The organism is Silvania hatchlandensis, assembly GCF_025564065.1.
GTDB classification, from domain to species: Bacteria; Pseudomonadota; Gammaproteobacteria; order Enterobacterales; family Enterobacteriaceae; genus Enterobacter; species Enterobacter hatchlandensis.
Genome location: NZ_JAMGZK010000053.1, coordinates 67,124 through 89,406 on the forward strand (window position 1 = coordinate 67,124; position 22,283 = coordinate 89,406).

At 58.3% G+C, this 22,283-nt stretch carries 24 protein-coding genes and 1 riboswitch; of the genes, 13 read left to right on the plus strand and 11 right to left on the minus strand.

All coding sequences use genetic code 11. The features are described 5' to 3' along the window. Nucleotides 1–11: 11 nt before the first annotated feature. From M8014_RS17485 to M8014_RS17510, 6 genes are read left to right on the plus strand one after another with little or no spacing between them, the layout of a single operon-like run. The gene (locus tag M8014_RS17485) at nt 12–1,052 is read left to right on the plus strand and encodes a RecT family recombinase (protein WP_271283659.1); all 1,041 of its coding nucleotides are present in this window, start codon (nt 12–14) and stop codon (nt 1,050–1,052) included. Nucleotides 1,053–1,086: 34 nt separating this feature from the next. Further along, nucleotides 1,087–1,425 carry a hypothetical protein gene (locus tag M8014_RS17490; RefSeq protein WP_271283660.1) on the plus strand — a complete coding sequence of 113 codons (339 nt, stop codon included), beginning with the start codon at nt 1,087–1,089 and terminating at the stop codon, nt 1,423–1,425. Beyond that, nucleotides 1,418–2,092, plus strand: a complete 675-nt coding sequence (locus tag M8014_RS17495) for an ASCH domain-containing protein (protein WP_271283661.1) — start codon at nt 1,418–1,420, stop codon at nt 2,090–2,092. Before M8014_RS17490 ends, M8014_RS17495 begins: the two co-directional genes overlap by 8 nt. Beyond that, on the plus strand, nt 2,079–2,318 hold the full coding sequence (locus M8014_RS17500; protein WP_271283662.1) for a DUF4060 family protein: 240 nt from the start codon (nt 2,079–2,081) through the stop codon (nt 2,316–2,318). The genes M8014_RS17495 and M8014_RS17500 overlap by 14 nt, the downstream gene beginning before the upstream one ends. Nucleotides 2,319–2,361: 43 nt before the next feature. Further along, the gene (locus M8014_RS17505; RefSeq protein WP_271283663.1) at nt 2,362–2,622 is read left to right on the plus strand and encodes an excisionase family protein; all 261 of its coding nucleotides are present in this window, start codon (nt 2,362–2,364) and stop codon (nt 2,620–2,622) included. A gap of 51 nt (nt 2,623–2,673) precedes the next feature. Then, nucleotides 2,674–3,957, plus strand: a complete 1,284-nt coding sequence (locus tag M8014_RS17510; RefSeq protein WP_271283664.1) for a tyrosine-type recombinase/integrase — start codon at nt 2,674–2,676, stop codon at nt 3,955–3,957. A gap of 184 nt (nt 3,958–4,141) precedes the next feature. Here M8014_RS17510 and M8014_RS17515 read toward each other — a convergent pair whose 3' ends face one another. The 3 genes from M8014_RS17515 to M8014_RS17525 form a co-directional block, all read right to left on the minus strand. Further along, nucleotides 4,142–5,158, minus strand: a complete 1,017-nt coding sequence (locus M8014_RS17515; protein ID WP_271283665.1) for a Zn-dependent oxidoreductase — start codon at nt 5,156–5,158, stop codon at nt 4,142–4,144. A gap of 11 nt (nt 5,159–5,169) precedes the next feature. After that, entirely contained in the window at nt 5,170–6,384 is a 1,215-nt protein-coding gene (gene manD, locus M8014_RS17520) for a D-mannonate dehydratase ManD (protein WP_271283666.1), read from the minus strand. A 110-nt stretch (nt 6,385–6,494) separates the two neighbouring features. Next, a complete protein-coding gene (locus tag M8014_RS17525) occupies nt 6,495–6,821 on the minus strand; it encodes a YnfA family protein (RefSeq protein ID WP_271283667.1) in 327 nt (108 codons plus the stop codon). A gap of 151 nt (nt 6,822–6,972) precedes the next feature. Between M8014_RS17525 and M8014_RS17530 the strand changes: the two genes are divergently transcribed. After that, nucleotides 6,973–7,311: a DUF1283 family protein gene (locus M8014_RS17530; RefSeq protein WP_271283668.1), complete on the plus strand. Its 339-nt coding sequence runs from the start codon at nt 6,973–6,975 to the stop codon at nt 7,309–7,311. 39 nt (nt 7,312–7,350) lie between these two features. Here M8014_RS17530 and M8014_RS17535 read toward each other — a convergent pair whose 3' ends face one another. After that, the gene (locus M8014_RS17535) at nt 7,351–8,061 is read right to left on the minus strand and encodes a YnfC family lipoprotein (RefSeq protein WP_271283669.1); all 711 of its coding nucleotides are present in this window, start codon (nt 8,059–8,061) and stop codon (nt 7,351–7,353) included. 106 nt (nt 8,062–8,167) lie between these two features. On the opposite strand from M8014_RS17535, the gene M8014_RS17540 reads away from it, so the two are divergent. The 5 genes from M8014_RS17540 to dmsD all read left to right on the plus strand — a co-directional run bounded on the left by M8014_RS17540 (nt 8,168) and on the right by dmsD (nt 13,204). Beyond that, nucleotides 8,168–8,473 carry a DUF1161 domain-containing protein gene (locus M8014_RS17540; RefSeq protein WP_271283670.1) on the plus strand — a complete coding sequence of 102 codons (306 nt, stop codon included), beginning with the start codon at nt 8,168–8,170 and terminating at the stop codon, nt 8,471–8,473. A gap of 151 nt (nt 8,474–8,624) precedes the next feature. Next, nucleotides 8,625–11,063: a selenate/tellurate reductase subunit YnfE gene (ynfE, locus tag M8014_RS17545; RefSeq protein ID WP_271283671.1), complete on the plus strand. Its 2,439-nt coding sequence runs from the start codon at nt 8,625–8,627 to the stop codon at nt 11,061–11,063. Nucleotides 11,064–11,073: 10 nt separating this feature from the next. Then, a complete protein-coding gene (locus M8014_RS17550; RefSeq protein ID WP_271282069.1) occupies nt 11,074–11,691 on the plus strand; it encodes a DMSO/selenate family reductase complex B subunit in 618 nt (205 codons plus the stop codon). A gap of 1 nt (nt 11,692) precedes the next feature. Then, complete coding sequence (locus tag M8014_RS17555) at nt 11,693–12,547, plus strand: dimethyl sulfoxide reductase anchor subunit family protein (RefSeq protein ID WP_271283672.1); 855 nt, start codon at nt 11,693–11,695, stop codon at nt 12,545–12,547. Between the two features lie 42 nt (nt 12,548–12,589). Next, nucleotides 12,590–13,204: a Tat proofreading chaperone DmsD gene (gene dmsD, locus M8014_RS17560; RefSeq protein ID WP_271283673.1), complete on the plus strand. Its 615-nt coding sequence runs from the start codon at nt 12,590–12,592 to the stop codon at nt 13,202–13,204. A gap of 38 nt (nt 13,205–13,242) precedes the next feature. Here dmsD and uca read toward each other — a convergent pair whose 3' ends face one another. The 6 genes from uca to M8014_RS17590 form a co-directional block, all read right to left on the minus strand. Next, the gene (uca, locus tag M8014_RS17565) at nt 13,243–16,845 is read right to left on the minus strand and encodes an urea carboxylase (protein WP_271283674.1); all 3,603 of its coding nucleotides are present in this window, start codon (nt 16,843–16,845) and stop codon (nt 13,243–13,245) included. 152 nt (nt 16,846–16,997) lie between these two features. Further along, nucleotides 16,998–17,621: an urea amidolyase associated protein UAAP2 gene (locus M8014_RS17570; protein WP_271283675.1), complete on the minus strand. Its 624-nt coding sequence runs from the start codon at nt 17,619–17,621 to the stop codon at nt 16,998–17,000. 10 nt (nt 17,622–17,631) lie between these two features. Next, entirely contained in the window at nt 17,632–18,345 is a 714-nt protein-coding gene (locus M8014_RS17575) for an urea amidolyase associated protein UAAP1 (protein ID WP_271283676.1), read from the minus strand. Nucleotides 18,346–18,349: 4 nt separating this feature from the next. Further along, on the minus strand, nt 18,350–19,126 hold the full coding sequence (locus M8014_RS17580; RefSeq protein WP_271283677.1) for an ABC transporter ATP-binding protein: 777 nt from the start codon (nt 19,124–19,126) through the stop codon (nt 18,350–18,352). After that, nucleotides 19,123–19,938 (minus strand): ABC transporter permease, encoded by an 816-nt coding sequence (locus M8014_RS17585; RefSeq protein ID WP_271283678.1) that lies wholly within the window; start codon nt 19,936–19,938, stop codon nt 19,123–19,125. The genes M8014_RS17580 and M8014_RS17585 overlap by 4 nt, the downstream gene beginning before the upstream one ends. 17 nt (nt 19,939–19,955) lie before the next feature. Further along, nucleotides 19,956–21,014 (minus strand): putative urea ABC transporter substrate-binding protein, encoded by a 1,059-nt coding sequence (locus tag M8014_RS17590; protein WP_271283679.1) that lies wholly within the window; start codon nt 21,012–21,014, stop codon nt 19,956–19,958. Between the two features lie 56 nt (nt 21,015–21,070). Further along, a riboswitch (guanidine-I (ykkC/yxkD leader) is annotated at nt 21,071–21,169 on the minus strand. Between the two features lie 296 nt (nt 21,170–21,465). On the opposite strand from M8014_RS17590, the gene M8014_RS17595 reads away from it, so the two are divergent. Beyond that, the gene (locus tag M8014_RS17595) at nt 21,466–21,708 is read left to right on the plus strand and encodes a hypothetical protein (RefSeq protein ID WP_271283680.1); all 243 of its coding nucleotides are present in this window, start codon (nt 21,466–21,468) and stop codon (nt 21,706–21,708) included. A gap of 129 nt (nt 21,709–21,837) precedes the next feature. Here M8014_RS17595 and M8014_RS17600 read toward each other — a convergent pair whose 3' ends face one another. Further along, a complete protein-coding gene (locus tag M8014_RS17600; protein ID WP_271283681.1) occupies nt 21,838–22,047 on the minus strand; it encodes a CsbD family protein in 210 nt (69 codons plus the stop codon). Nucleotides 22,048–22,283: the final 236 nt, after the last annotated feature.

Consider the following 22,283-nt stretch of genomic DNA (forward strand, 5'->3'; position numbering starts at 1 on the left):
AGAAGATGACTATGCAAAACACCAACGTAACCGTGGCTGACCAGACTCCGAACACCATTTCAGCCAGCAACGCCGTATTCAACGTGCAGGCTCTGGGTCAGCTGAGTTCCTTCGCTGAGCTGATGGCACAGTCTGCTGTCACTGTTCCCAAGCATCTGATGGGGAAACCAGCCGATTGCATGGCGATCGTCATGCAGGCTATGCAGTGGGGCATGAACCCTTACGCCGTCGCGCAGAAAACGCATCTGGTCAACGGTGTGCTGGGCTACGAAGCACAGCTGGTGAATGCCGTGATTTCCAGCTCCAGCGCCATCGTCGGCCGCTTCCATTACGAATACGGCGGTGACTGGGAAAGGATTGCCGGAGCAAAAGGCGATCGCAATGAGCTGGGCCTGTTTATCCGCGTTGGCGCGGTGCTTCGCGGCGAAACCGATATTACCTGGGGTGAGAACATCTACCTGGCTGATATCACCACCCGCAACTCCCCACTGTGGAAAACGGCACCCAAGCAGCAGATCGCCTATCTTGCGGTGAAGTACTGGGCGCGCCTCTATTGCCCTGAGGTCATTCTCGGCGTTTACAGCCCGGATGAAGTTGAACCACGCACCGAGAAGGAGATCAACCCGGCGCCACAGCGCGTAAGCCTGGCCAATATCTCTGGTGACAACGTAACAACCACCCATAGCGCACAGGAATCGGCCGCCAATATCGATGGCCTGGCCGATGATTTCCGGGATCGCATTGAGGCTGCTGAAACTCTGGAAACCGCCACCGCCGTCGGCAATGAGATTAACGAGTCAAAGGCTGCTCTCGGAACCACCCTCTTCACCGAGCTGAAGAACAAGGCGACGCGCCGCTATCACCTGGTGAAGCACCGCAATGCCGTTGAAGCGGCGATCAACTCCCTGCCGAATCCGGGCGAGCCGGGCGCAGCTGAGCAATTCGCGGATGCCGAGCGCGTACTGGCGGCGGCAAAACGACATATGGGCGACGAGCTGCACGATAAGTTCAGCATCACCCTGGCAGATATGAAACCGGAATACGTGGCCTAAGGGAGGCGGGAGGGTTCGCCCTCCCGGTAACGACATGAGCAAATCACTAAAAGCACGCTGCATCCGCCGCTGGCAAGTTGAGTTCAAGGGCCGTTGCGATTCGAAATTCAGTCTTTGTTGGCGTAAGCACCATCTGCGCGGATACATCCGCGAGTGTGCCCTGATAACAGCCGACTGCATGGTTGAGCAAATGGCCGAAGACAATGCCCGCACCGATTTTGGTATTAAGGGTTGGTCGCCTGAGTTCTCCAGCTGGTACGACGAACGCCGGGAGCAATATCGCAAAGAGGCAAAGACCATCCTTGATGCGTTTGCCAGCAATGAAGCTATCGACGAAGAGATTCAGAACGAGCTGGAGGCCTGGAATGATTGAGCGCGGAATGATTTTCAACGAAGAGATGGTGCGGGCGCTGCTCGATGGCCGGAAGACGCAGACCCGGCGGATCATGAAGCCGCAGCCTGAGGTGTGCCCTCGCGGCGGTCACTGGTGGCCAAGCAACGTATTCAAAACAATGCTGCACATCGAAGAAGAAATGCAGAACGGTAAAGGCGGCTGGGGTGGGGTGGTTGGAAACGCCTGCCGCTTCGGTGACGTAGGCGATCGCATCTGGGTGCGGGAAACGTGGGCGGAAGCAGGTGCCGGGGCACCGGATCTGAAGCTCTACCGGGCGAACTACCCTGCGCATGTGCCTTCGCATTACGAGAACGTGCCGCGGGCTGAGGATATCCGCTGGACCCCATCCATCCACATGCCGCGCTGGGCAAGCCGCATCCTGCTGGAGATCTCCGATGTGCGGGTCGAGCGGCTGAACAGCATCAGCGAAGAGGATGCGCGGGCGGAGGGAGTCCCACCAGCAGGCGATTTGCTGCCTGATTATCCCGATACATACCTGACACCAGCCGGTGACTTCGCTACAGCTAAGGTTGCTTTCCAGCGTCTTTGGCAATCAATTTACGGCGAGGAAAGCTGGCAGGCCAACCCGTGGGTCTGGGTAATCACCTTTCGCCGTATCGAAGGAGCCGAACATGAAACTAATTAACCGCAGCAAGCAATCCCCTCTGGCGCGCCAGGCATGCGAGCTCGCGCTGGCGGCCCATCAGGAGCGTTACGGCGATTACGGTCGCAGCAAGATGAAAGAGACGTACACCGTGAGAGTTGAAGGGGTGAAGGTCTGGGTGGAAGTGGTTAACCGTAAGGCGAGCTACGTGGCCACCGCGATGACCGGCATGCGCCGTCTGCGCGCCCTGCCCGGTCAGGTCGCCTGATATTGAAATATCACGATGCCCCACCAGGGGCGTGGAGAATGAAATGGCAGAAGTAATTTACATGGTCGCGGATCCTGGTGAGTGGGTATCAGAATCTCAGATTATGGCCCTTAAGGGCTTGAAAGAAGGAACATTAAAGAACGCTCGCAGGACGACTTTTCTCGAGGGGCGGGAGTATAAGCATGTTGCTGCAGACGGTAATCCGTTTGATAACAGCCCGTGCTTCTACAACATCAAAGCTATCGATCGCTGGATCGAACGCCAGGCACCGGCCAGGCCGAGCCGTAAAACAGCTGCGAAATAGAGCGGCAAAGCTGCTTAAATACTCTGACCACTAACCAAACGAGGAATCGTTATGAAATACCCAACAGGTGTAGAAAACCACGGCGGCACGCTGCGGCTATGGTTTATCTACAGAGGGGTCAGAGTGCGTGAAAGTCTGGGGGTGCCCGACACCCCCAAAAACAGAAAGGTAGCCGGCGAACTGAGGACATCGATCTGCTACGCAATCAAAACCGGTAATTTCAGCTATCCCGCGCAGTTCCCCGACTCCCCTAACCTCGCCAAATTTGGTGAGGTTAGCCAGGAGATCACGATTGGCGGGCTGTGTGCGAAGTGGCTGGACCTGAAAGAAATGGAGGTAGCTGAATCTTCACTGAACACCTACAGAAGGGTTACGTCGAATGTGATGGCAATTATCGGCGCGGGGGCGCTGCTGTCATCCATATCGAAAGAGAAAATTCTTGAGGTGCGCAAAGAACTGCTGACCGGCTTTCACGTAATGAAGAAGGGGCACCGGAGCGTGAAGAGGGGCCGATCGGCAGTGACGGTCAACAACTATATGACCGTTATGTTCGGGCTGTTCCAGTTTGCCGTTGAAAATGGGTATTTAGCCCAGTCTCCTATGACGGGCGTATCGCCCCTGCGTGAATCGAGACCTGAACCTGATCCGATTACCAGAGACGAATTCCCGCGGCTTATTGACGCATGCCATCACCAGCAGAGTAAAAACCTGTGGGCCATCGCCGTATACACCGGCCTGCGCCCGGGAGAACTCTGCGGCCTGGCATGGGAAGATATTGACCTGAAGAAAGGCACGCTGACAGTGAGAAGAAGCCTTACGCAAAAAGGCAAATTCACGCTGCCAAAAACAAACGCCGGTACCAACCGGGTCGTGCATCTGATCAGCCCCGCACTGGACGCACTGAAAAGCCAGGCAGAGATGACCCGCCTCGCCCAGGAGAACAACGTGCCCGTTCAGCTCAGGGAATATGGAAAGAAAGAGCACCAGAAATGCACTTTCGTTTTTCTTCCTGCGCTGACGTCCAGAACCCGGGGGTTTGGAACGCACTATTCCATTAACTCCATCGGTCAGACATGGGACGTGGCAATGAAGCGCGCGGGGTTGCGACACAGGAAGTCGTATCAGTCGAGACACACTTATGCATGCTGGTCACTCACGGCCGGGGCCAATCCGAACTTCATTGCCAACCAGATGGGGCATGCCGATGCTCAGATGGTTTTTCAGGTTTACGGGAAGTGGATGGAGGAAAATAACGTCGAGCAGATAGCGATGCTGAGTTCAAAACTGAGTGAGTTTGCCCCATCCATGCCCCACGGCAATAAGGAAGTGGCTTAAATTTCTTATGCATCAACCGCATAAGACCTATAGCACTGAAAATCCATAAATTCTAACGCGGTGCCAAGCCACCCCGATACGGCGGCTTTGACCAGGTCAGATGTGCTTCTTTCATGTTGTACTTGAGTCATATTGGCTATCTCAACAGGGTAAGATGCGTACCGCTAAACCGCATTCATTGTTATTAAGAGAACGTCAGTAACACCTTGCAGCACTGCCGCTGGTCTTTTTCGAACAGTTCAATTGCGTCTTTAACATCTTTATAATCAAAGGTATGGGTAATGAGTTTGTCCGGGTCGATCAGCCCTTTCTCCAGCCAGTCGATAACCACCGGGAATTTATTGGCATTCAGTCGTGACGAGAAAATCGACAGCTCTTTGCCGGTGATGCCCTGCTGCACGATCTGGCTCGGTTCGCTGGAGAAGCCCATCAGCACGATGCGTGCGCCTGGGGACGCCAGGGTAATCGCCTCCTGCAGAATGGTTGGATGGCAGGCTGCATCGACAATCAGGGTCGGCTTAATGCCCTTCTCATCCAGCACCGCCTGCAGAGACTGGTTGCCATTGTTGATTACCCAGTCCGCGCCGCTGCGCTGGGCCATCGCCAGACGCTCTTCAATGCGGTCGACCACAATCACCTGCTTGACCTTATAAACACCTTTCAGCGCCTGCACCGTTACCAGCCCCATCGGGCCCGCACCGTAAACCAGGGCTACGTCCTGCTCGGTTGGGTTAACGTGTCCGGTGACGTTGGCGGCAATGGTGAAGGGCTCGACCATCACTGCGTGCTTGTCGCTGATGGCATCCGGAATGACCTTCGCATTTTTAGCCGGTACCGCAGCGTATTCGCTGAAGCCGCCATCACGGTGCACGCCCAGCACCACCAGCGAGGCGCAGACGTTCGGTTTGCCCACCGAGCACTGATAGCAATGGCCGCAGCTGATCACCGGATCCACCGAGACGCGCTGGCCCAGACGGACGCTATCCACGCCCTCGCCGACCGCATCGATCACGCCAAAGAACTCATGGCCGATCACCCGTGGGTATTTGGCGAACGGGTTGTGCCCGCGATAAATGTGGCTGTCGGAGCCGCAAATCCCGGCCAGTTTGACTTTGACGCGCACCTCGCCCGCGGCGGGCACTGGCAGCGGGCGATCTTCGATCACCAGCGCATTCGGTTGTTGAACAACGATACTTTTCATTTTCTGCTCCGTTACCAGTTCCACAGGGTGCCGTCTTCCAGACGGGCCACCGGCAGATACGCAGGGTCGTAGGGATATTTCGCAGCCAGTTTTTCATCAAATTCGATGCCCAGCCCTGGCTTCTCGCCCGGGTGCATGTAGCCGTCGTCAAAGGTCCAGTTGGTGTGGAAGACTTCCAGCATCTGCTCGGAATAGCCCATGTACTCCTGCACGCCAAAGTTCGGCACCCACAGGTCAAAGTGCAGCGCTGCCGCGTGGCAAATTGGGGAGAGATCCGACGGACCGTGAGAGCCGGTACGCACCTGATACAGCGAGGCGAAGTCAGCAATCCGACGCATCCCGGTGATCCCCCCCGCATGGGTAATGGTGGTGCGGATATAGTCGATCAGCTGCTCTTCAATCAGCTGTTTGCAATCCCAGATGCTATTGAACACTTCCCCTACCGCAATCGGCGTTACCGTGTGCTGACGGATCAGGCGGAAGCACTCCTGGTTTTCTGCCGGGGTGGGGTCTTCCATCCAGAACATGCGGTACTGCTCGATGCTTTTGCCGAAGCGCGCAGCTTCAATCGGCGTCAGGCGGTGGTGCATGTCATGCAGGAGATGTTCATTAAAGCCATACTTGTTACGCACGGCGTCAAACAATTTCGGGGTAAAATCGAGGTACTTTTCGGTTGACCACAGCTGTTCATCCGGCCAGTTGCCTTTGGTCGCGGGTTCGTACGCCAGCCCTTTTCCTTTAGACATGCCGTAGGTGGTTTTCATTCCCGGTACGCCGCACTGAACGCGGATCGCCTTGAATCCCATCTCTTTATGACGGGCGTAATCTTCCAGCACGTCGTCGATGGTGTGGCCGGTGGTGTGGCAATAAACCATCACCCCTTCACGGGATGCGCCCCCCAGCAGCTGATACAGCGGCATATTCGCGGCTTTTGCTTTGATATCCCACAGTGCCATGTCGATGGCGGAGATCGCCGACATGGTGACCGGGCCACGACGCCAGTAGGCGCCTTTATAGAAAAACTGCCAAATATCTTCGATACGGTGGGCATCGCGGCCAATGAGCTGCGGGCAGAGATGATCTTTCAGATACGAGGCAACGGACAGTTCGCGACCGTTTAAGGTGGCATCCCCCAGGCCGACAATTCCCTCGTCGGTGGTGATTTTCAGTGTGACAAAGTTGCGCCCTGGACAGGTTACAAAAACTTCAGCCCCTACAATTTTCATTTTCCGGTTCCTTACATCTTTTGCTGTGATGCAGGAAACTTACGCAATTACCCTACTACCATACAAGTATGATGATCAAAAAATATATACCGGATCACAGAATGAGGCGCTCATGCGCGCCCCCAGCCTGCCACGATGATTAACATTCCGCACAACGCCACCGCAGCGCCCGCCCAGTCGTACAGGCTTAATTTGACGCCATCAACCACGCGCAACCACAGCAGCGCCGTGCAGACGTACACCCCGCCGTACGCGGCATAAACGCGGCCGCTCGCCGCCGGATGCAGGGTTAACAGCCAGACAAACAGGGCCAGCGCCACCCCGGCGGGAACCAGCAGCAGAACGGATGCGCCCTTCTTGAGCCACAGCCACGGCAAAAAGCAACCGACGATTTCGCAAAGCGCGGTGGCAAAAAACAGCAGAGTTGTTTTAAGCATATTTAACATTGAGTGAGGACAGGTTCAGGTATGATACCCGAATCTGCCCGAAACATTTCCCTGGCGCGTCTGCGGATATGCCTGACAAACGGAATGGCGTAGAATGGGCGACAGGTCATTTATTTGTCCTCCACTCAAAAAGGAGATTGTTATGAGTACAGTGCGCACCCGCCTGTGCCTGGCGGCGATGCTGACGCTGGGAAGCATGGTCATTACCGCCCCGGTACTGGCGAATACCAGCAAACTGGTGATTGAGTCCGGCGACAGCGCCCAGAGCCGTCAGAACGCGGCCATGGAAAAAGAACAATGGAATGACACCCGCAGTCTGCGCAATAAGGTGAATACCCGCGTGGAGAAAGAGTGGGATAAAGACGATGTGGCTTTTGATGTCCGCGATAAGTGCCAGCAAAGCGCCAACGTGAATGCCTACTGGGAACCTAACACCCTGCGCTGTCTCGATCGCCGCACGGGCCGCACGGTTGCTCCCTGATCGCCTTGAACTCTGACCGCGCAGCCCGCTGCGCGGTTGTTAGTAGTATTCAATACTGTTTTCGATGGTGTACTTCCGCTCCACCGCCGGCTTCACGCTCTCATCCACGATCAGCAGCTCGCACTTCACCGGGTTGTCATGACTGTCGTAATCACAGGTCTGTTTCACACTGCCCAGTGGTTTTTCATTCAGCACACTGACGGCGGTGTAATCCATGCGTTTGCGCTTATCGACTGACGGCGTGGCTGCAATCGACAGATGCTGATCGCCTAAAACGCTGGTTTTGCCCAGCGGGTAGCCGTCAGCATCGTAGCGGTAGCTCACCTGTATATTTTTTCCGTGCGCGCTGACGATAAAGCCGTTGTCATCGGTATCCCACGACAGACCCGACGCGGCCATCTCCGCCAACTGGCATTTACCCTGCAGGCGCAGCTTTTTCTGCCGGGTTTCGGCATCCAGATAGTAGTTAGCGTCCAGCACCAGCGCGATACCCGAGTTCGACTCCAGGTCATGTAACTCAAGGCTATCGAAGCAGCCTTCGGTCGACAGACTTCCGCTGACGCGCTTCGCCACGTCCCCTTTCTCGTTAAACAGGGTCTGGCTAAAATCCTTCACCGGCCCGCGCAGGGGATCAAAATCGAACTCATTGGAAAAGCTCGCCATTTCTGGCGTAAACGACAGCGGCGCGGTGGTGTTGTCACACCCCGCCAGCAGACCTGCCAGCACAACAATGACGGCGTGTTTATTCACATGGCTTACCGAAAAAGGAAGATAATTCTCAATCATATTAGCAAATACAGTCCTTTATATTAACCCTGCTAAAATTATAGTCACACACAGTCGTAAGGAGGCAGAGATGAAAAGGTTACCCTGGATTACTGCACTTTTGCTGGCGGTCATTGCCCCTGCCGCGCTGGCGGCACCGGATACTTGCGAGCGGATCAAGAGCGACATTCAGCAGCGGATTATCAACAACGGCGTGCCGGAGTCCGGCTTTACGCTGAACATTGTACCGAACGATCAGGCCGATCAACCCGATGCTCAGGTGGTGGGCCACTGCGCCAATGACACCTTTAAAATCCTCTATACCCGTACCAGCAGCGGCAACTATCCGGTCAGCGGCGCGGCCTCGCAGGGCAAGGCGCCAACTGAACCGCAGTGAATTTTATCCCCCGTCATCGCGGGGGAATGCCCTTCGCCTTGATATAAATTAATATTATCTACCTCTTTCCAGGTAAAACTCACTCTCCATTAGCCTGCTTCTAATCACGGCTAAAACGTGTTCACCAACGATGAACGTAATGGAGTGAGTCATGTCAGAAAATGAACATAGCGGCGGGATCAGCCGCCGTACCCTCGTCAAATCTACCGCCATTGGATCCCTTGCGCTGGCTGCAGGCGGTCTGTCACTGCCCTTTGGATTACGTCCTGCCGCCGCTGTAGTGCAAAAAAACCTGCAACCCGCCGCCGATAAAGTGGTCTGGGGAGCCTGCTCGGTCAACTGCGGCAGCCGCTGCGCCCTGCGTCTGCACGTGCGCGACGATGAAGTGTACTGGGTCGAGACGGACAATACCGGGGACGATATCTACGGCAATCATCAGGTGCGCGCCTGCCTGCGCGGGCGTTCCATTCGCCGGCGCATCAACCATCCCGACCGGCTGAACTACCCGATGAAACGGGTGGGCAAACGCGGTGAAGGCAAATTTGCCCGCATCAGCTGGGATGAAGCCTTAGACACCCTGGCCACCAGCCTTAAAGGCGTGGTGGAGAAATACGGTAACGAAGCGGTCTACATTAACTACTCCTCCGGCATCGTCGGTGGCAATATAACCCGCTCCTCGCCATATGCCTCGCTGGTGGCGCGGCTGATGAACTGCTACGGCGGCTTCCTTAGCCATTACGGCACCTACAGCACCGCCCAAATCGCCTGCGCCATGCCCTACACCTACGGCAGCAACGACGGTAACAGCACTTCCGACATTGAAAACAGTAAGCTGGTGGTGATGTTCGGCAATAACCCGGCGGAAACACGCATGAGCGGCGGGGGGATAACCTACTATCTGGAACAGGCGCGGGAACGCTCGAACGCGCGGATGATCGTTATCGATCCGCGTTATACCGATACCGCCGCCGGACGGGAGGATGAGTGGATCCCCATCCGTCCCGGCACCGACGCCGCGCTGGTGGCGGGCATCGCGTGGGTGTTGATCGCGGAGAATCTGGTCGATCAACCGTTCCTCGATAAATACTGCGTCGGCTATGACGAAACCACCCTGCCGGAAGGCGCTCCGGCTAACGGCCATTACAAAGCCTACATTCTGGGTCTCGGCGACGATGCCACGGCCAAAACGCCGGAGTGGGCATCCCGCGTGACCGGCATCCCGGCCGATCGCATCATCAAGCTGGCGCGGGAAATCGGCACAGCCAAACCGGCCTATATCTGCCAGGGCTGGGGTCCGCAGCGTCAGGCCAACGGCGAGCTGACCTCGCGTGCCATCGCGATGCTGCCAATCCTTACCGGCAACGTCGGGATTAACGGCGGCAACAGCGGCGCGCGCGAATCAACATATACCATCACCATCGAACGCATGCCCCTGCCGGACAACCCGGTCAAAACGCAGATCTCCTGCTTTAGCTGGACCGACGCTATCGCCCGCGGCCCTGAAATGACCGCCACCCGCGACGGCGTGCGCGGCAAAGAGAAGCTTGACGTGCCGATCAAGTTCATCTGGAACTATGCGGGCAACACCATCATTAACCAGCACTCGGACATCAACAAAACCCACGACATTCTGCAGGACGAGAGTCAGTGCGAAACGATCGTGGTGATCGACAACTTCATGACCTCGTCAGCGAAGTATGCCGATCTGCTGCTGCCCGATTTAATGACCGTCGAACAGGAAGACATCATTCCTAACGATTACGCGGGCAACATGGGTTACCTGATCTTCCTCCAGCCGGTGACCGCGCCTAAATTTGAACGCAAACCTATCTACTGGATCATGAGCGAGCTGGCAAAACGCCTTGGGCCGGACATCCATCAGCAGTTCACCGAAGGCCGCACTCAGGAACAGTGGCTGCAGTATCTGTACGCCAAAATGGTGGCCAAAGATCCGCAGCTTCCCTCTTACGAGGCGCTCAAAGAGATGGGCATTTACAAGCGCAAAGATCCGAACGGGCATTTTGTCGCCTATAAGAAATTCCGCGATGACCCACAGGCCCATCCGCTGAAAACCCCGTCCGGCAAAATCGAAATTTATTCGAGTCGCCTCGCAGATATTGCGGATAAGTGGGAGCTGGAGAAGGACGAAACCATCAGCCCGCTGCCGGTGTATGCCTCTACTTTTGAAGGCTGGGATGCGCCTGACCGCAGCCAGTTCCCGCTGCAGCTGTTCGGTTTTCACTACAAGGCCCGCACCCACTCCAGCTACGGCAACGTGGATGTGCTGCAGGCCGCCTGCCGTCAGGAAGTGTGGCTCAACCCGGTGGATGCCGCCTCGCGCGGAATTAAACATGGCGACATGGTGCGAGTGTTCAACGCCCGCGGCGAGCTGCGTATTCCGGCGAAAGTGACTCCGCGCATCATGCCGGGCGTCAGCGCCATGGGCCAGGGGGCGTGGCACACGGCGGACATGACCGGCGACCGCGTCGATCATGGTTCCTGCATCAATACCCTGACCACCCACCGACCTTCCCCGCTGGCGAAGGGCAACCCACAGCACACCAATCTGGTGCAAATCGAGAAGGCATAAGGAGTAGCCGATGACCACTCAGTATGGATTTTTTATTGATTCCAGCCGCTGCACCGGGTGTAAAACCTGCGAGCTGGCGTGCAAGGATTACAAGGACCTGACTCCGGACGTCAGCTTCCGCCGCATCTACGAGTACGCGGGCGGCGACTGGCAGGAGGATAACGGCGTCTGGCACCAGAACGTCTTTGCCTATTACCTGTCGATTGCCTGCAACCACTGCGAAGATCCGGCCTGCACCAAAGTCTGCCCCAGCGGGGCGATGCACAAACGTGACGACGGTTTTGTGGTGGTAAACGAAGAGGTCTGTATTGGCTGTCGTTACTGCCACATGGCCTGCCCGTACGGCGCGCCGCAGTACAACTCTGCCAAAGGCCATATGACCAAGTGCGATGGCTGCCATGATCGCGTGGCAGAGGGCAACAAACCGATTTGCGTCGAGTCCTGCCCGCTGCGAGCGCTGGACTTCGGCCCGATTGACGCGCTGCGCAAGAAGCACGGTCAGCTCGCCGCCGTGGCCCCGCTGCCGTCGGCGCACTTCACCAAGCCGAGTATCGTGATTAAACCCAATGCCAACAGCCGACCGACGGGTGACACCACCGGCTATCTGGCCAATCCAAAGGAGGTGTGAGATGGGAAGTGGATGGCATGAATGGCCGCTGGTCATCTTTACGGTATTTGGACAGTGCGTCGCAGGCGCACTGATTGTCGCGGGCTTCGCCTGGTTGCGTGAAAACGACGCCCGGGGCAGACAGCGGATCGTGCGCAGCATGTTCTTCCTGTGGCTGGTGATGGGCATCGGGTTTGTTGCCTCGGTGCTGCATCTTGGCTCGCCGCTGCGCGCCTTTAACTCGCTCAATCGGGTGGGGGAATCCGGGCTGAGTAACGAAATTGCCGCCGGGTCACTGTTCTTCGCGGTCGGCGGGTTCTGGTGGCTGGTGGCGATGCTCGGCAAAATGCCCGCCGCGCTGGGCAAGATCTGGCTGGTACTGAGTATGGTGCTGGGGGTGGTCTTTGTCTGGGCGATGACCCGTGTGTATCAGATAGACACGGTCCCGACCTGGCACAATGGCTACACCACGCTGAGTTTCTTCCTGACTATGCTGCTCGGCGGCCCGCTGTTTGCCGCCCTGCTGATGCGCATAGCGAAAACGCCGTTTAAGGGGCGGGTGGCGGCGTGGGTGTCCGTCGTTGCGCTGGTGGCAAGCGTGGCGGCAGTCGTCCTGCAAACCCACTCTCTCGGGACGATCCACAGTTCCGTCCAGCAGGCTAACACCCTGGTGCCGGAGTATGGTTCCCTGCAGGTCTGGCGTATCATACTGCTGGCTGCCGGACTGGGCTGCTGGCTATGCGCCCTGATGCGCCGCAAAGTCCCGACCCTGCAAGGGCTGGCCCTCGGTACGTTGCTGGTGGTAGCCGGGGAGCTGATTGGCCGTGGCGTGTTCTACGGTCTGCACATGACCACCGGTATGGCGATTGCCGGATAATCTGTCGCGCGGGGCAACCCGCGCCGTTCAAGGAATGCTGTAATGAATGATGTAGGCTCACGCGATTCTTTCGCTTTTAGCGCCCGGGTGTTAGGGGCGCTGTTTTATTATGCGCCGGACAGCGATCAGGCCGCACCGCTGGTCACGGCATTAACCCACAGCGACTGGACCAGGGACTGGCCGCTGCCTGACGCGCCGCTGCATCCGCTCGCGGAGGCCTTTTCCCGGCCAGCCATTGAGCCGCTCAATGACGCCTGGCAGCGGCTGTTTATCGGCCCCTCGGCACTGCCCGCCCCGCCGTGGGGATCGGTGTGGTTGGATCGCGAAAGCGTGCTGTTTGGCGATTCCACTCTGGCGCTGCGCCACTGGATGCGCGACAACGGCATTGTTTTTGAGATGACGCAGAACGAGCCGGAAGATCACTTTGGTACCCTGCTGCTGCTGGCAGCCTGGCTGGCAGAAACTGGCCGTGATGCCGAGCGCGACCAACTGCTGGCCTGGCATTTGCTGCCGTGGAGCGCGCGTTTCCTCAGCGTTTTGCAGGAAAACGCGGCCCATCCGTTCTATGCCGCGCTCGCCAGTCTGGCGCAGCTGACGCTGGCAGACTGGCAATCGACGCTGCTGCTCCCGATAGCCGAAAAACCGCTCTACCGTTAGCATCAGGCAGCCAGGGTAAACCCCTGGCTGCGTTTCGATCAGGCGGGTTTATCCAGCACCACCACGCACTGGCCCGCCCGCACCGAGGATCCCGGCTGGACGCGCACCTGGCTTACCACCCCGTCCCGACTGGCCACCAGCGGGATCTCCATTTTCATCGATTCCAGTACCACCAGTACCTCGCCCTCGCGTACCGGTTGACCGACCTCGACGTTCACCTGCCACAGATTGCCGGACACCGGGCTGTCGATGCCTTCCTGTCCTGGCTGCAGCGGGGCGTCCTCGCCCTCGTCGGTAAGCACCTCACTGCTGTCGAAATGCGCCTGCCCGTTGGCGATCCAGCGTTCGCGCTCGGCGTTAAACGCCCCCTGCTGATGGGTGCGAAACGCGTCAATGCCCGACGCTTCATCAGCAAGAAACTGCTGATACTCCCCCAGTTTCAGGGTGGTGTGTTCGATGCGCAGCGGATAACGCCCCAGCGGGAAGTCGCGGCGAATGGTGAGCAGTTCGTCGGCAGACACCGGGTAGAAGCGGATCTGATCGAAGAAGCGCAGCAGCCAGGGTTTACCGCCAAAATCCTCCACCGCGTGATAGCGATTCCACATTTGCAGCGTGCGCCCAACAAACTGATACCCCCCGGGCCCTTCCATGCCGTACACACACAGATAAGCCCCGCCGATACCGACCGAGTTTTCCGCCGTCCAGGTGCGCGCTGGATTGTACTTGGTGGTGACCAGCCGATGGCGCGGGTCGAGCGGCGTGGCCACCGGTGCGCCGAGGTACACATCCCCCAGCCCCATGACCAGATAGCGGGCGTCGAACACCGTTTTGTAGACTTGATCGACGTTCGCCAGATCGTTAATACGGCGGATAAATTCCAGATTACTCGGGCACCAGGGCGCGTCCCGACGCACGGTGGTCATGTATTTGTCGATGGCTTTCTGGCAGGCCGGATCGTCCCAGGATAACGGCAGCCAGACGATGCGCGACGGCACCTCCAGCGAATCCTGCTCGCAAACGTCCTGCCACAGCCCCGCAACGCCATCCAGCAGGCTCGCCAGACTCAGCGCCTCCGGTCGATAGTGGATTTGCAGGGAGCGAATACCCGGGGTCAGATCGATAACGCCGTCAAACGCCCGCGCCTCCAGCGCCTGCATCAGGGCGTGGGCGCGAAAACGCAGCACCAGATCCAGCACCGGATCGCCGATTTCCAGCAGCAGGTGGGTGTCGCCCGAAAGTCGCGCCACCAGCCGTTTATCGCCCTGCCCCTGTTCAAGCACCACTGGCGAGGCCAGCTCCGCCGGTTGCCACGCCACCGTCTGCGGCTGCAGATGAGTGATCTGCGCTTCCTGCGCCTGCGCCAGTCGCCGGGCGGTGGCGATATCCACGGCCACAAAGCGCACGCTATCCCCGGCCTTCAGCTGTCCGACCGCGGGTAGATCAGCCTCGATGATGGTCACCGGGCAGACAAAACCGCCCAGACTTGGGCCATCCGGGCCGAGGATCACCGGCATATCCCCGGTAAAATCCACCGCGCCAATGGCATACGGGTTGTCGTGAATGTTCGACGGATGCAGCCCCGCCTCGCCGCCGCTCTCGCGCACCCACTCGGGTTTCGGCCCAATCAGGCGCACGCCGGTGCGGCTGGAGTTGAAGTGAACTTCCCAGTCGGTGGCAAAAAAGGTCTGCATGTACGCCGGGGTGAAATACTCCGGCGCGCCGTGCGGGCCATAAATCACCCGCAGGGTACGCACCGGGCTCAGGTTGCTGCGTAACGCGAGCGGTAATACCGCCTCGCTGCACGCCGAGGTTAACGGCGAAATGTGCAGCACATCACCGGTACGCAGCGCGCGTCCGGCGTGGCCGCCAAACTGCCCGAGGGTAAAGGTGCTTTTGCTGCCCAGATAATCCGGAACGTTAAAGCCCCCGCGCAGGCACAAATAGCTGCGCACGCCGTCGCCAGAAATATCGCCCATCCGCAGCGTCATCCCGCTCTGCACGCGGAAGACGCGGTTGGTTGCCAGCGGCTCCCCGTCCAGTGTCAGGTCAATATCTGCCCCGGTCACCACCAGCTGCGCCTCGCAGTTGAATTTCAGCGTCGGGCCGCTGAGGGTGATTTCCAGCGCGGCAGCGCTGTCGTCGTTGCCCAGCAGGCGGTTACCGAGACGCAGCGCCTGGCTGTCCATCGGCCCGGAAGGCGGGACGCCGACCGCCCAGTAGCCAATACGTCCGGGGTAGTCCTGGACCGTGGTTTGCGTGCCCGCGCTCAGCACTTCCAGGGTCGAGGCTTGATAGATTAGCCCCTCCAGACAGCGGGTCCAGGGTTCGCCGCGGGCGAAAGGCGCGAAGGTCAGAATCTGCTGCAGATAGCTACGGTTGGTTTCCACCCCGTACAGGCGGGTGTCGCCCAGCGCGGCGTGCAGGGCAGCAATGGCCGCCTCGCGGGTAGGTTGCCAGGCGATAATTTTCGCCAGCATCGGGTCGAAGAACGGCGGCACGTCGCAGCCGGACTCCACCCAACTGTCGATGCGCAGCGTTCGGCGGTCATTCGCCGGGAATACCACTTCCGTCAGCAGGCCCGGTGACGGCTGGAACTGACGACCGGGATCTTCTGCGTAAACGCGGGCCTGAATCGCGTGACCCACCGGCGTCAGGCCGTCGCGCAGGGCGGCCAGTGGCGGCAGATCGCCCGCTGCAAGCTCAATCATCCAGCGCACCAGATCCACGCCCCACACCTGCTCGGTGACGCCGTGTTCGACCTGCAAACGGGTATTCACTTCGAGGAAGTAAAATCGGGCGGCGTCGGTGTCATACACGAACTCGACGGTGCCTGCGCTGCGGTAGTTCACCGCTTTGCCGAGCTTGATCGCCGCTTCACACAGGGCGTCCGCCATCCCATCCGGCAGGTTGGGGGCCGGGGTTTCTTCCAGCACTTTCTGGTTACGCCGCTGGACGGAACAGTCGCGCACGCCAAGAGCAATCACCTCTCCCTTGCCGTCGCCAAACAGCTGCACCTCGAGATGGCGCGCCCGCTGAATGTACTTCTCAATAAATACGCCTGCATCGCTGAAGTTGTTTTTCCCCAGCCGCACCACCGCGTCGAAGGCCTCACTCAGTTCGCTGGCGCTGGCGCAGACGCGCATGCCGATCCCGCCCCCACCCGCGGTGCTTTTCAGCATTACCGGATAACCAACCTGCTCCGCCGCCTGCAGCGCTTCTGCCACATCGGCCAGCAGTTCGGTGCCTTCCAGCATCGGCACGCCGTGCGCTTTTGCCAACGCCCGGGCGGTATGCTTCAGGCCAAACAGACGCAGGTGCTCCGGCGTGGGGCCGACAAATGCAATGCCTGCCGCTTCGCAGGCCTCGGCAAAGGCGGCGTTCTCCGAGAGAAAGCCGTAACCTGGATGGATCGCCTGCGCGCCGCTTGCCTGCGCCGCTGCAATCATTTTTTCGCTGACCAGATAGGTGTTCGCCGCCGGGCCCTCGCCCAGGCTCAGGGCCTCGTCGGCCTCGCGGATATGCAGACTGCTGATATCCGCTTCGGAATAGACCGCCACGCCGCCAATGTTCATGGCGCGCAGCGTGCGCAGGATACGGCAGGCAATCGCCCCACGGTTCGCAATCAGGAGTTTCGTCAACATAGTAAAGGCTCAATCGTGGCGGGTCGTCCCGCCGAAAATTGATTCACCGCATGGTCGTCCATGGGGAAAAAAGCGTTAAGGCAGGATCCGTCCGGCGCGCACTTCAAACAGGCGGTACAGCCTCTGGCGCAGGCGCTGCCAGCAGGTGGGGGTCAGTTCCATACCAGCACCTCCGCCGGGGTCGGGTTCCAGCCGTTGCAGGGGTTGTTCAGCTGCGGACAGTTGGAGATCAGCACAATGACGTTGCACTCCGCGCGCAGCTCGACGTATTTCCCTGGCGCAGAGATGCCGTCGGCAAAGGTCAGCCCGCCTTCCGGGGTAACCGGCACGTTCATAAAAAAGTTGATGTTGGCGCCGATATCGCGCTTTTGCAGGCGGCCATCGTGCAGACAGGCGCAGAGGAAATTATCCCGGCAGCTGTGCATATAGCCTTTATCGAGCGAGTAACGCACGGTATTGCTCTCCTGGGCGCAGGCGCCGCCGAGCGTGTCGTGACGCCCGCAGGTATCATCGACAATGGTCAGCAGCGGGTTGCCGAGGTTGGAATAGAGCACGCTGCCCCGGGTGAGGTAGGCATTGTTCTGACGGCGCAGGGTGCGCTGGGCGTCGTAGCGTTCGCGCGGGTTATCGGCATTGTAAAACAGCGTATCCACCGCCTGGTTGCCTTCGAGATCGAGCAGGCGCAGGGTCTGCCCCTTTTTGACTTCAAACAGGTAGGGTTCGCCCGCCGGGATCACGTGACGGAAGCTGGCCTGCTGTGCATTAAGTTGAGTCATGGGTGGCTCCTTACAGGGCAAAACGTTGAGTGTTGGCGAACGCGCGGTCGTTTTCCGGTCGCGTCAGCAGCGCGTTGATGGCCGCCTGTTCGTCTTCTGCCTGCCGCCAGCTCAGCTGTACCGGGCGCGGGGCATACTCGGTGGACGAGTCCATCGGGTGTTGCAGCGCGGTCATCACCACCAGCACGTCCATCGGGGCGAACAGCTCTACGTAACTGCCCGGCAGGGAATGGTCCCGGTGGAAGCAGAACGCCCCGTCGTCATTTACCGAGACTTTGCTGAAGAAGTTCACCACCATCAGCAGATCTTCAAGATTGAGATCCCACTTGCCCATCTCCACCAGCAGGTTGTCGGTACCGTTACGGAAGAAACTGTTGCGTAACTCCTGATAGCGCCCCTGGCCGTATTTTTCCGTCACTTCAGCGGCGTTGAGCACCCCGCCAAAGGGGTCGTGCCAGCCGCAGGTATCCTCGACGATCCCCGCCAGCACCCGGCCCATATCGGAATAGAAACAGTGCCCGGCGGTGAGGCGCGCGGTGTGCTGGCCTTTCAGGGTGTCCGGCAGATTCAGGCGTTCACTTTTTTCATGCGGGTTGAGCATCATCAGGCTGACGTTAGCCCCGCCTTCGATGTCGGTCATGCGCAGGATCTGCCCGCGTTTGAGCACAAAAGAGAGATGACCGCCGCCCGGCAGGACCGCATCGCGTAAAGTTGTCGTGTTCACAGGTTTATCCCCTTAATGCATAAACGTTATCGGGAGCCGAACCGCTCAGAGCGGAGAGCCGTGTCTCGTTGAGCGGAATGTCATAGGTAATGCGCGCACCAAAGGCATTTGGGGCCTGCGGGTCGAGGCGCACTTTGTCGAACACCAGCAGGCGGGTGCCGAGGTTGAAGCCTTCGGAGAGATCGTGCGTGACCATGAACACCGTCATCCGGGTTTCGCTCCACAGCTGCAGCAGCAGGGCATGCATGTCTTTGCGGATCCCCGGATCGAGGGCGCCAAACGGCTCATCCAGCAGCAGGACCCGAGGCTGGGTGATAAAAGCCTGGGCAATGGCCAGGCGCTGCTGCATCCCGCCGGAAAGCTGCGCTGGGTATTTATCCAGCGCGTGTCCGAGGCCGACTTTTTCCAGCATCTGGGCGGCCTGTTCTCGCGCGGCGCGTTTTTTCGCGCCAAAAAGTCGCCCAAACAGCGGGGATTGCGGCAGTTCAAGGCCAATAGCCACGTTATCCAGCACGCTGAGGTGCGGGAAAACCGAATAGCGCTGAAACACCACGCCCCGGCTGCTGTCGGGTTCGGCGCGCAGCGGTTGGCCGTCGAGGGTAATCGACCCACGGCTGGGCGCTTCCTGCCCGAGCAGCAGGCGCAGAAAGGTCGATTTGCCGCAGCCGGATGCGCCGACCATCGAGCAAAACTCGCCCTCGTTAATCTGCAGATTCAGGCGCTCCAGCACCACGTGGTCGCCGTACTCCTGCCAGATATTGTTGATGGTGATAAAACTCATGCTTTGCCTCCTTCCGCCCACGGGAAACAGCGTTTGTGGAGCTGGCGCAGGGCCAGATCCATCAGCCAGGCCAGCAGGGTGATCCACAGGACATACGGGATGATGACGTCCATCGCCATATAGCGGCGCACGAGGAAAATGCGGTACCCCAGCCCTGCTGTCGAGGAGATGGCTTCTGCCGAGATCAGGAATAACCATGCCGACCCGAGCAGCAGGCGCAGAGAGGTGAGCAGGCGCGACAGCAGCTGCGGCAGCACCACCCGCAGCACCAGGGTCCAGCTGTTCGCCCCCAGCGTCTGGGCTTTGATCAGGATCTCCGACGGAATTTCACAGGCGCGGTGTTCAAGGTCGCGGGCCAGCATCGGGGTAATGCCAATCACAATCAGCATAATTTTCGACAGTTCATCGAGCCCGAAGACGATAAACAGCACCGGTAAAATCGCCAGCGGCGGCACCATCGACAGCACGGTCATCAGCGGCGAGAGCGAGGCCCGCCACAGCGGGAACACCCCCGCCGTGACGCCAATGCAAAGACCAATCAGCGAGGCAATCGCCAGCCCGGTTAACAGACGGGCAAGGCTCACCAGGGTGTCGACCCAGAACAGGTACTCGCCGCTGCGTTTATCCGGGGTAAACGCCATCCGCGATAGCGCGTCCAGCATCTGTTGCAGACCGGGCAGCAGCTTGTCCTGGGGATTGGCCTCAAGCCGCACCGCCGAGCCAAAAAACCAGGCAGCCAGCAGCAGGACGAAGGGCAACATGACCAGCATCAGCCGCATGCCAGGGGTGGGATGGCGATTAATTTGTCGCATGGAAGCTCCGTCAGTGTTCACAGCGTGCCGGCGGCGGCCATTTTCACGAAGCTGTCGTCAAAGCGCAGCTTCACGTTACTGGCATCGCCCTGGGTGACATCACCCGGGAAGTGCATGCCGATAAAATCGGCGCTCTCGGCACCCTCGCCGAGCAGACCTTTATCAAAGGAGAATGACGCCACGCGCTGCATGGTTTTCGCCAGCTCCGCCGAGGTGAGAAACGCGATGTTGTCCTGCGGGGTGTAGAACAGATGGGTGGTTTTCAGCTGCGCCTGGTAGCCCGCCAGATCGGTGCCGGACGCCGCCGCCATTGCGTTCAGGGCGTTAGCATCCTGGGCTTTCATCAGGCCCATCATTTCGTACCACGCCCCGGTCAGGGCTTTACCCAGCGCCGGGTTGTCTTTCAGGGTTTCGCTGTTGACCACCATCATGTCGATAAGCTCCCCCGGCACCTGGGAAGAGCTGAACACTTCGGTGGTTTTTGGCGTGGCTTTGATGACAGAAAGCTGTGGATTCCAGGCCACGGCGGCCTGCACGTTGGCGGTGGCGAAGGCCGAGACGATATCGGCATCAGACGTGTTGACCACGGTGACATCTTTCTCTGCCAGCCCGGCTTTCTCCAGCCCGCGCACCAGCAGATAGTGGGAAACGGACAGCTCCGGCAGGTAGATTTTCATCCCTTTCAGGTCGGTGAGGGTTTTGCCCTCGCCTTTCATCACTACGCCGTCGTTGCCTTCCGAGTAGCTGCCGAGGATCAGCGCGGTGGTATCCACGCCCCCCGCCGCCGGAATGGTCAGCGCATCCATGTTGGTCATGGTGCAGCCGTCAAACTGGCCTGCGGTGTACTGGTTAATGGATTCGATATAGTCGTTAAGCTGCACGACATTAATTTTGATGCCGTACTTGTCGGCCCATTTATCAATGATTTTGCTACTGCTGATGGTGCCCCAGGGCATCCACCCGGCGTAGATGGTCCAGCAGACGTTAAACTCTTTTTTGACGGCAGCAAAGGTGGGGAGACTGACCAGCATCGCCAGCGACAGGATAAGGGTGCGGAGTAGTGGCGTTTTCTTCATGCTTGACCTCTGAGTGGACCAAAATTAGGGGGCAGCGCGACACCGTTGGTGCTGCTGTCTCCCGGGTTTTTGTCCCGCCGTGTAACCTCTCAGAGGTCGCCAGCTCTTGGACCAGCCATTCACTCACGTGAACCGGAACCCTAGCCAGCCATTGTCAAATTGTGTGGTGCCCTGCCCTTCATTTTTAGGGGTTGCAAGCCGTGTGCCAGAATTTATTTACGTTGTTTATTAGTGAGTTATCGATATCCGTCGCGCGAATATCCCTGTTTTGGTGAGAGGCGGGAGGGCAGATGCACTATCACGGTGCTTTCATCCGCCCCTGCAACAAGATGCTGATTTTTTGTGTGTACTGGCTCGCAAACACGCGCGATCTAATGCATTTCTATTATGGCTTTAAACCCGCACGCTAATAAAAATGTAGGTACGTTAGAAATCATTCAGGGTGACTTACATGTTTATGTCATGGTGGCTCATTGCGCTTGTCGTTGCCGGGGTTGCACTCCTTTTAAGAATGGTTTCCCGGCTCGCCAATGAGGTCGACAAGCTTGAAACCGCGTTAGAAGAGAGCCGGGGAAAAATGAACTCGCTCAGCCAGCGCGCTGACAAGCTCAAACAAGCGAATTTACGCATGACCGAAAGCTTGATGCAGGTGAGAAGTTACATGGGAAACGTGCAGAGCAGCAAGCCGGAGTAAGATACGATAGTGTGCCTGACAACGGGCGCTCTCCCCTTTCCCGGCCCTGGCAGGGTTCAGCTGGTGATGTATAGCTTGTGACAAGTGGGGCAGGCAGGAGGGCAGCCCGGAAAGGGGCTGCCAGAGGGATCACCATTTATAACGATTGTTATCTTCCCAGGTTTTCATCTCTTTTTCTGTTTGCTCTTTGGTGTAGCCGTAACGCTCCTGAATGCGTCCAGCCAATTGCTCACGTTTACCTTCTACAACATCCATATCATCGTTGGTGAGCTTACCCCATTGTTCCTGCACTTTACCTTTGAACTGCTTCCAGTTACCGCTAATGCGATCTTCGTTCATCGTATAACTCCTGTTAGGTTCGGTAAATTAGGTTATTGCCTGAATAAGCTTAGCTTCATTTTTTATTTTTTGGCGGCTCGCTGGCAATTAACAACTATTAATACGCAAGTAACCCGGTACTTTAGGAGTATTCTTATAATACGACAGCAAGCGAAGCGCAATTAAACTGCACAACACGCCCACAGAGCGTAAATAAACACCACTCCCATAAAGTGACGCGGAAAAAAAGCCAAAAT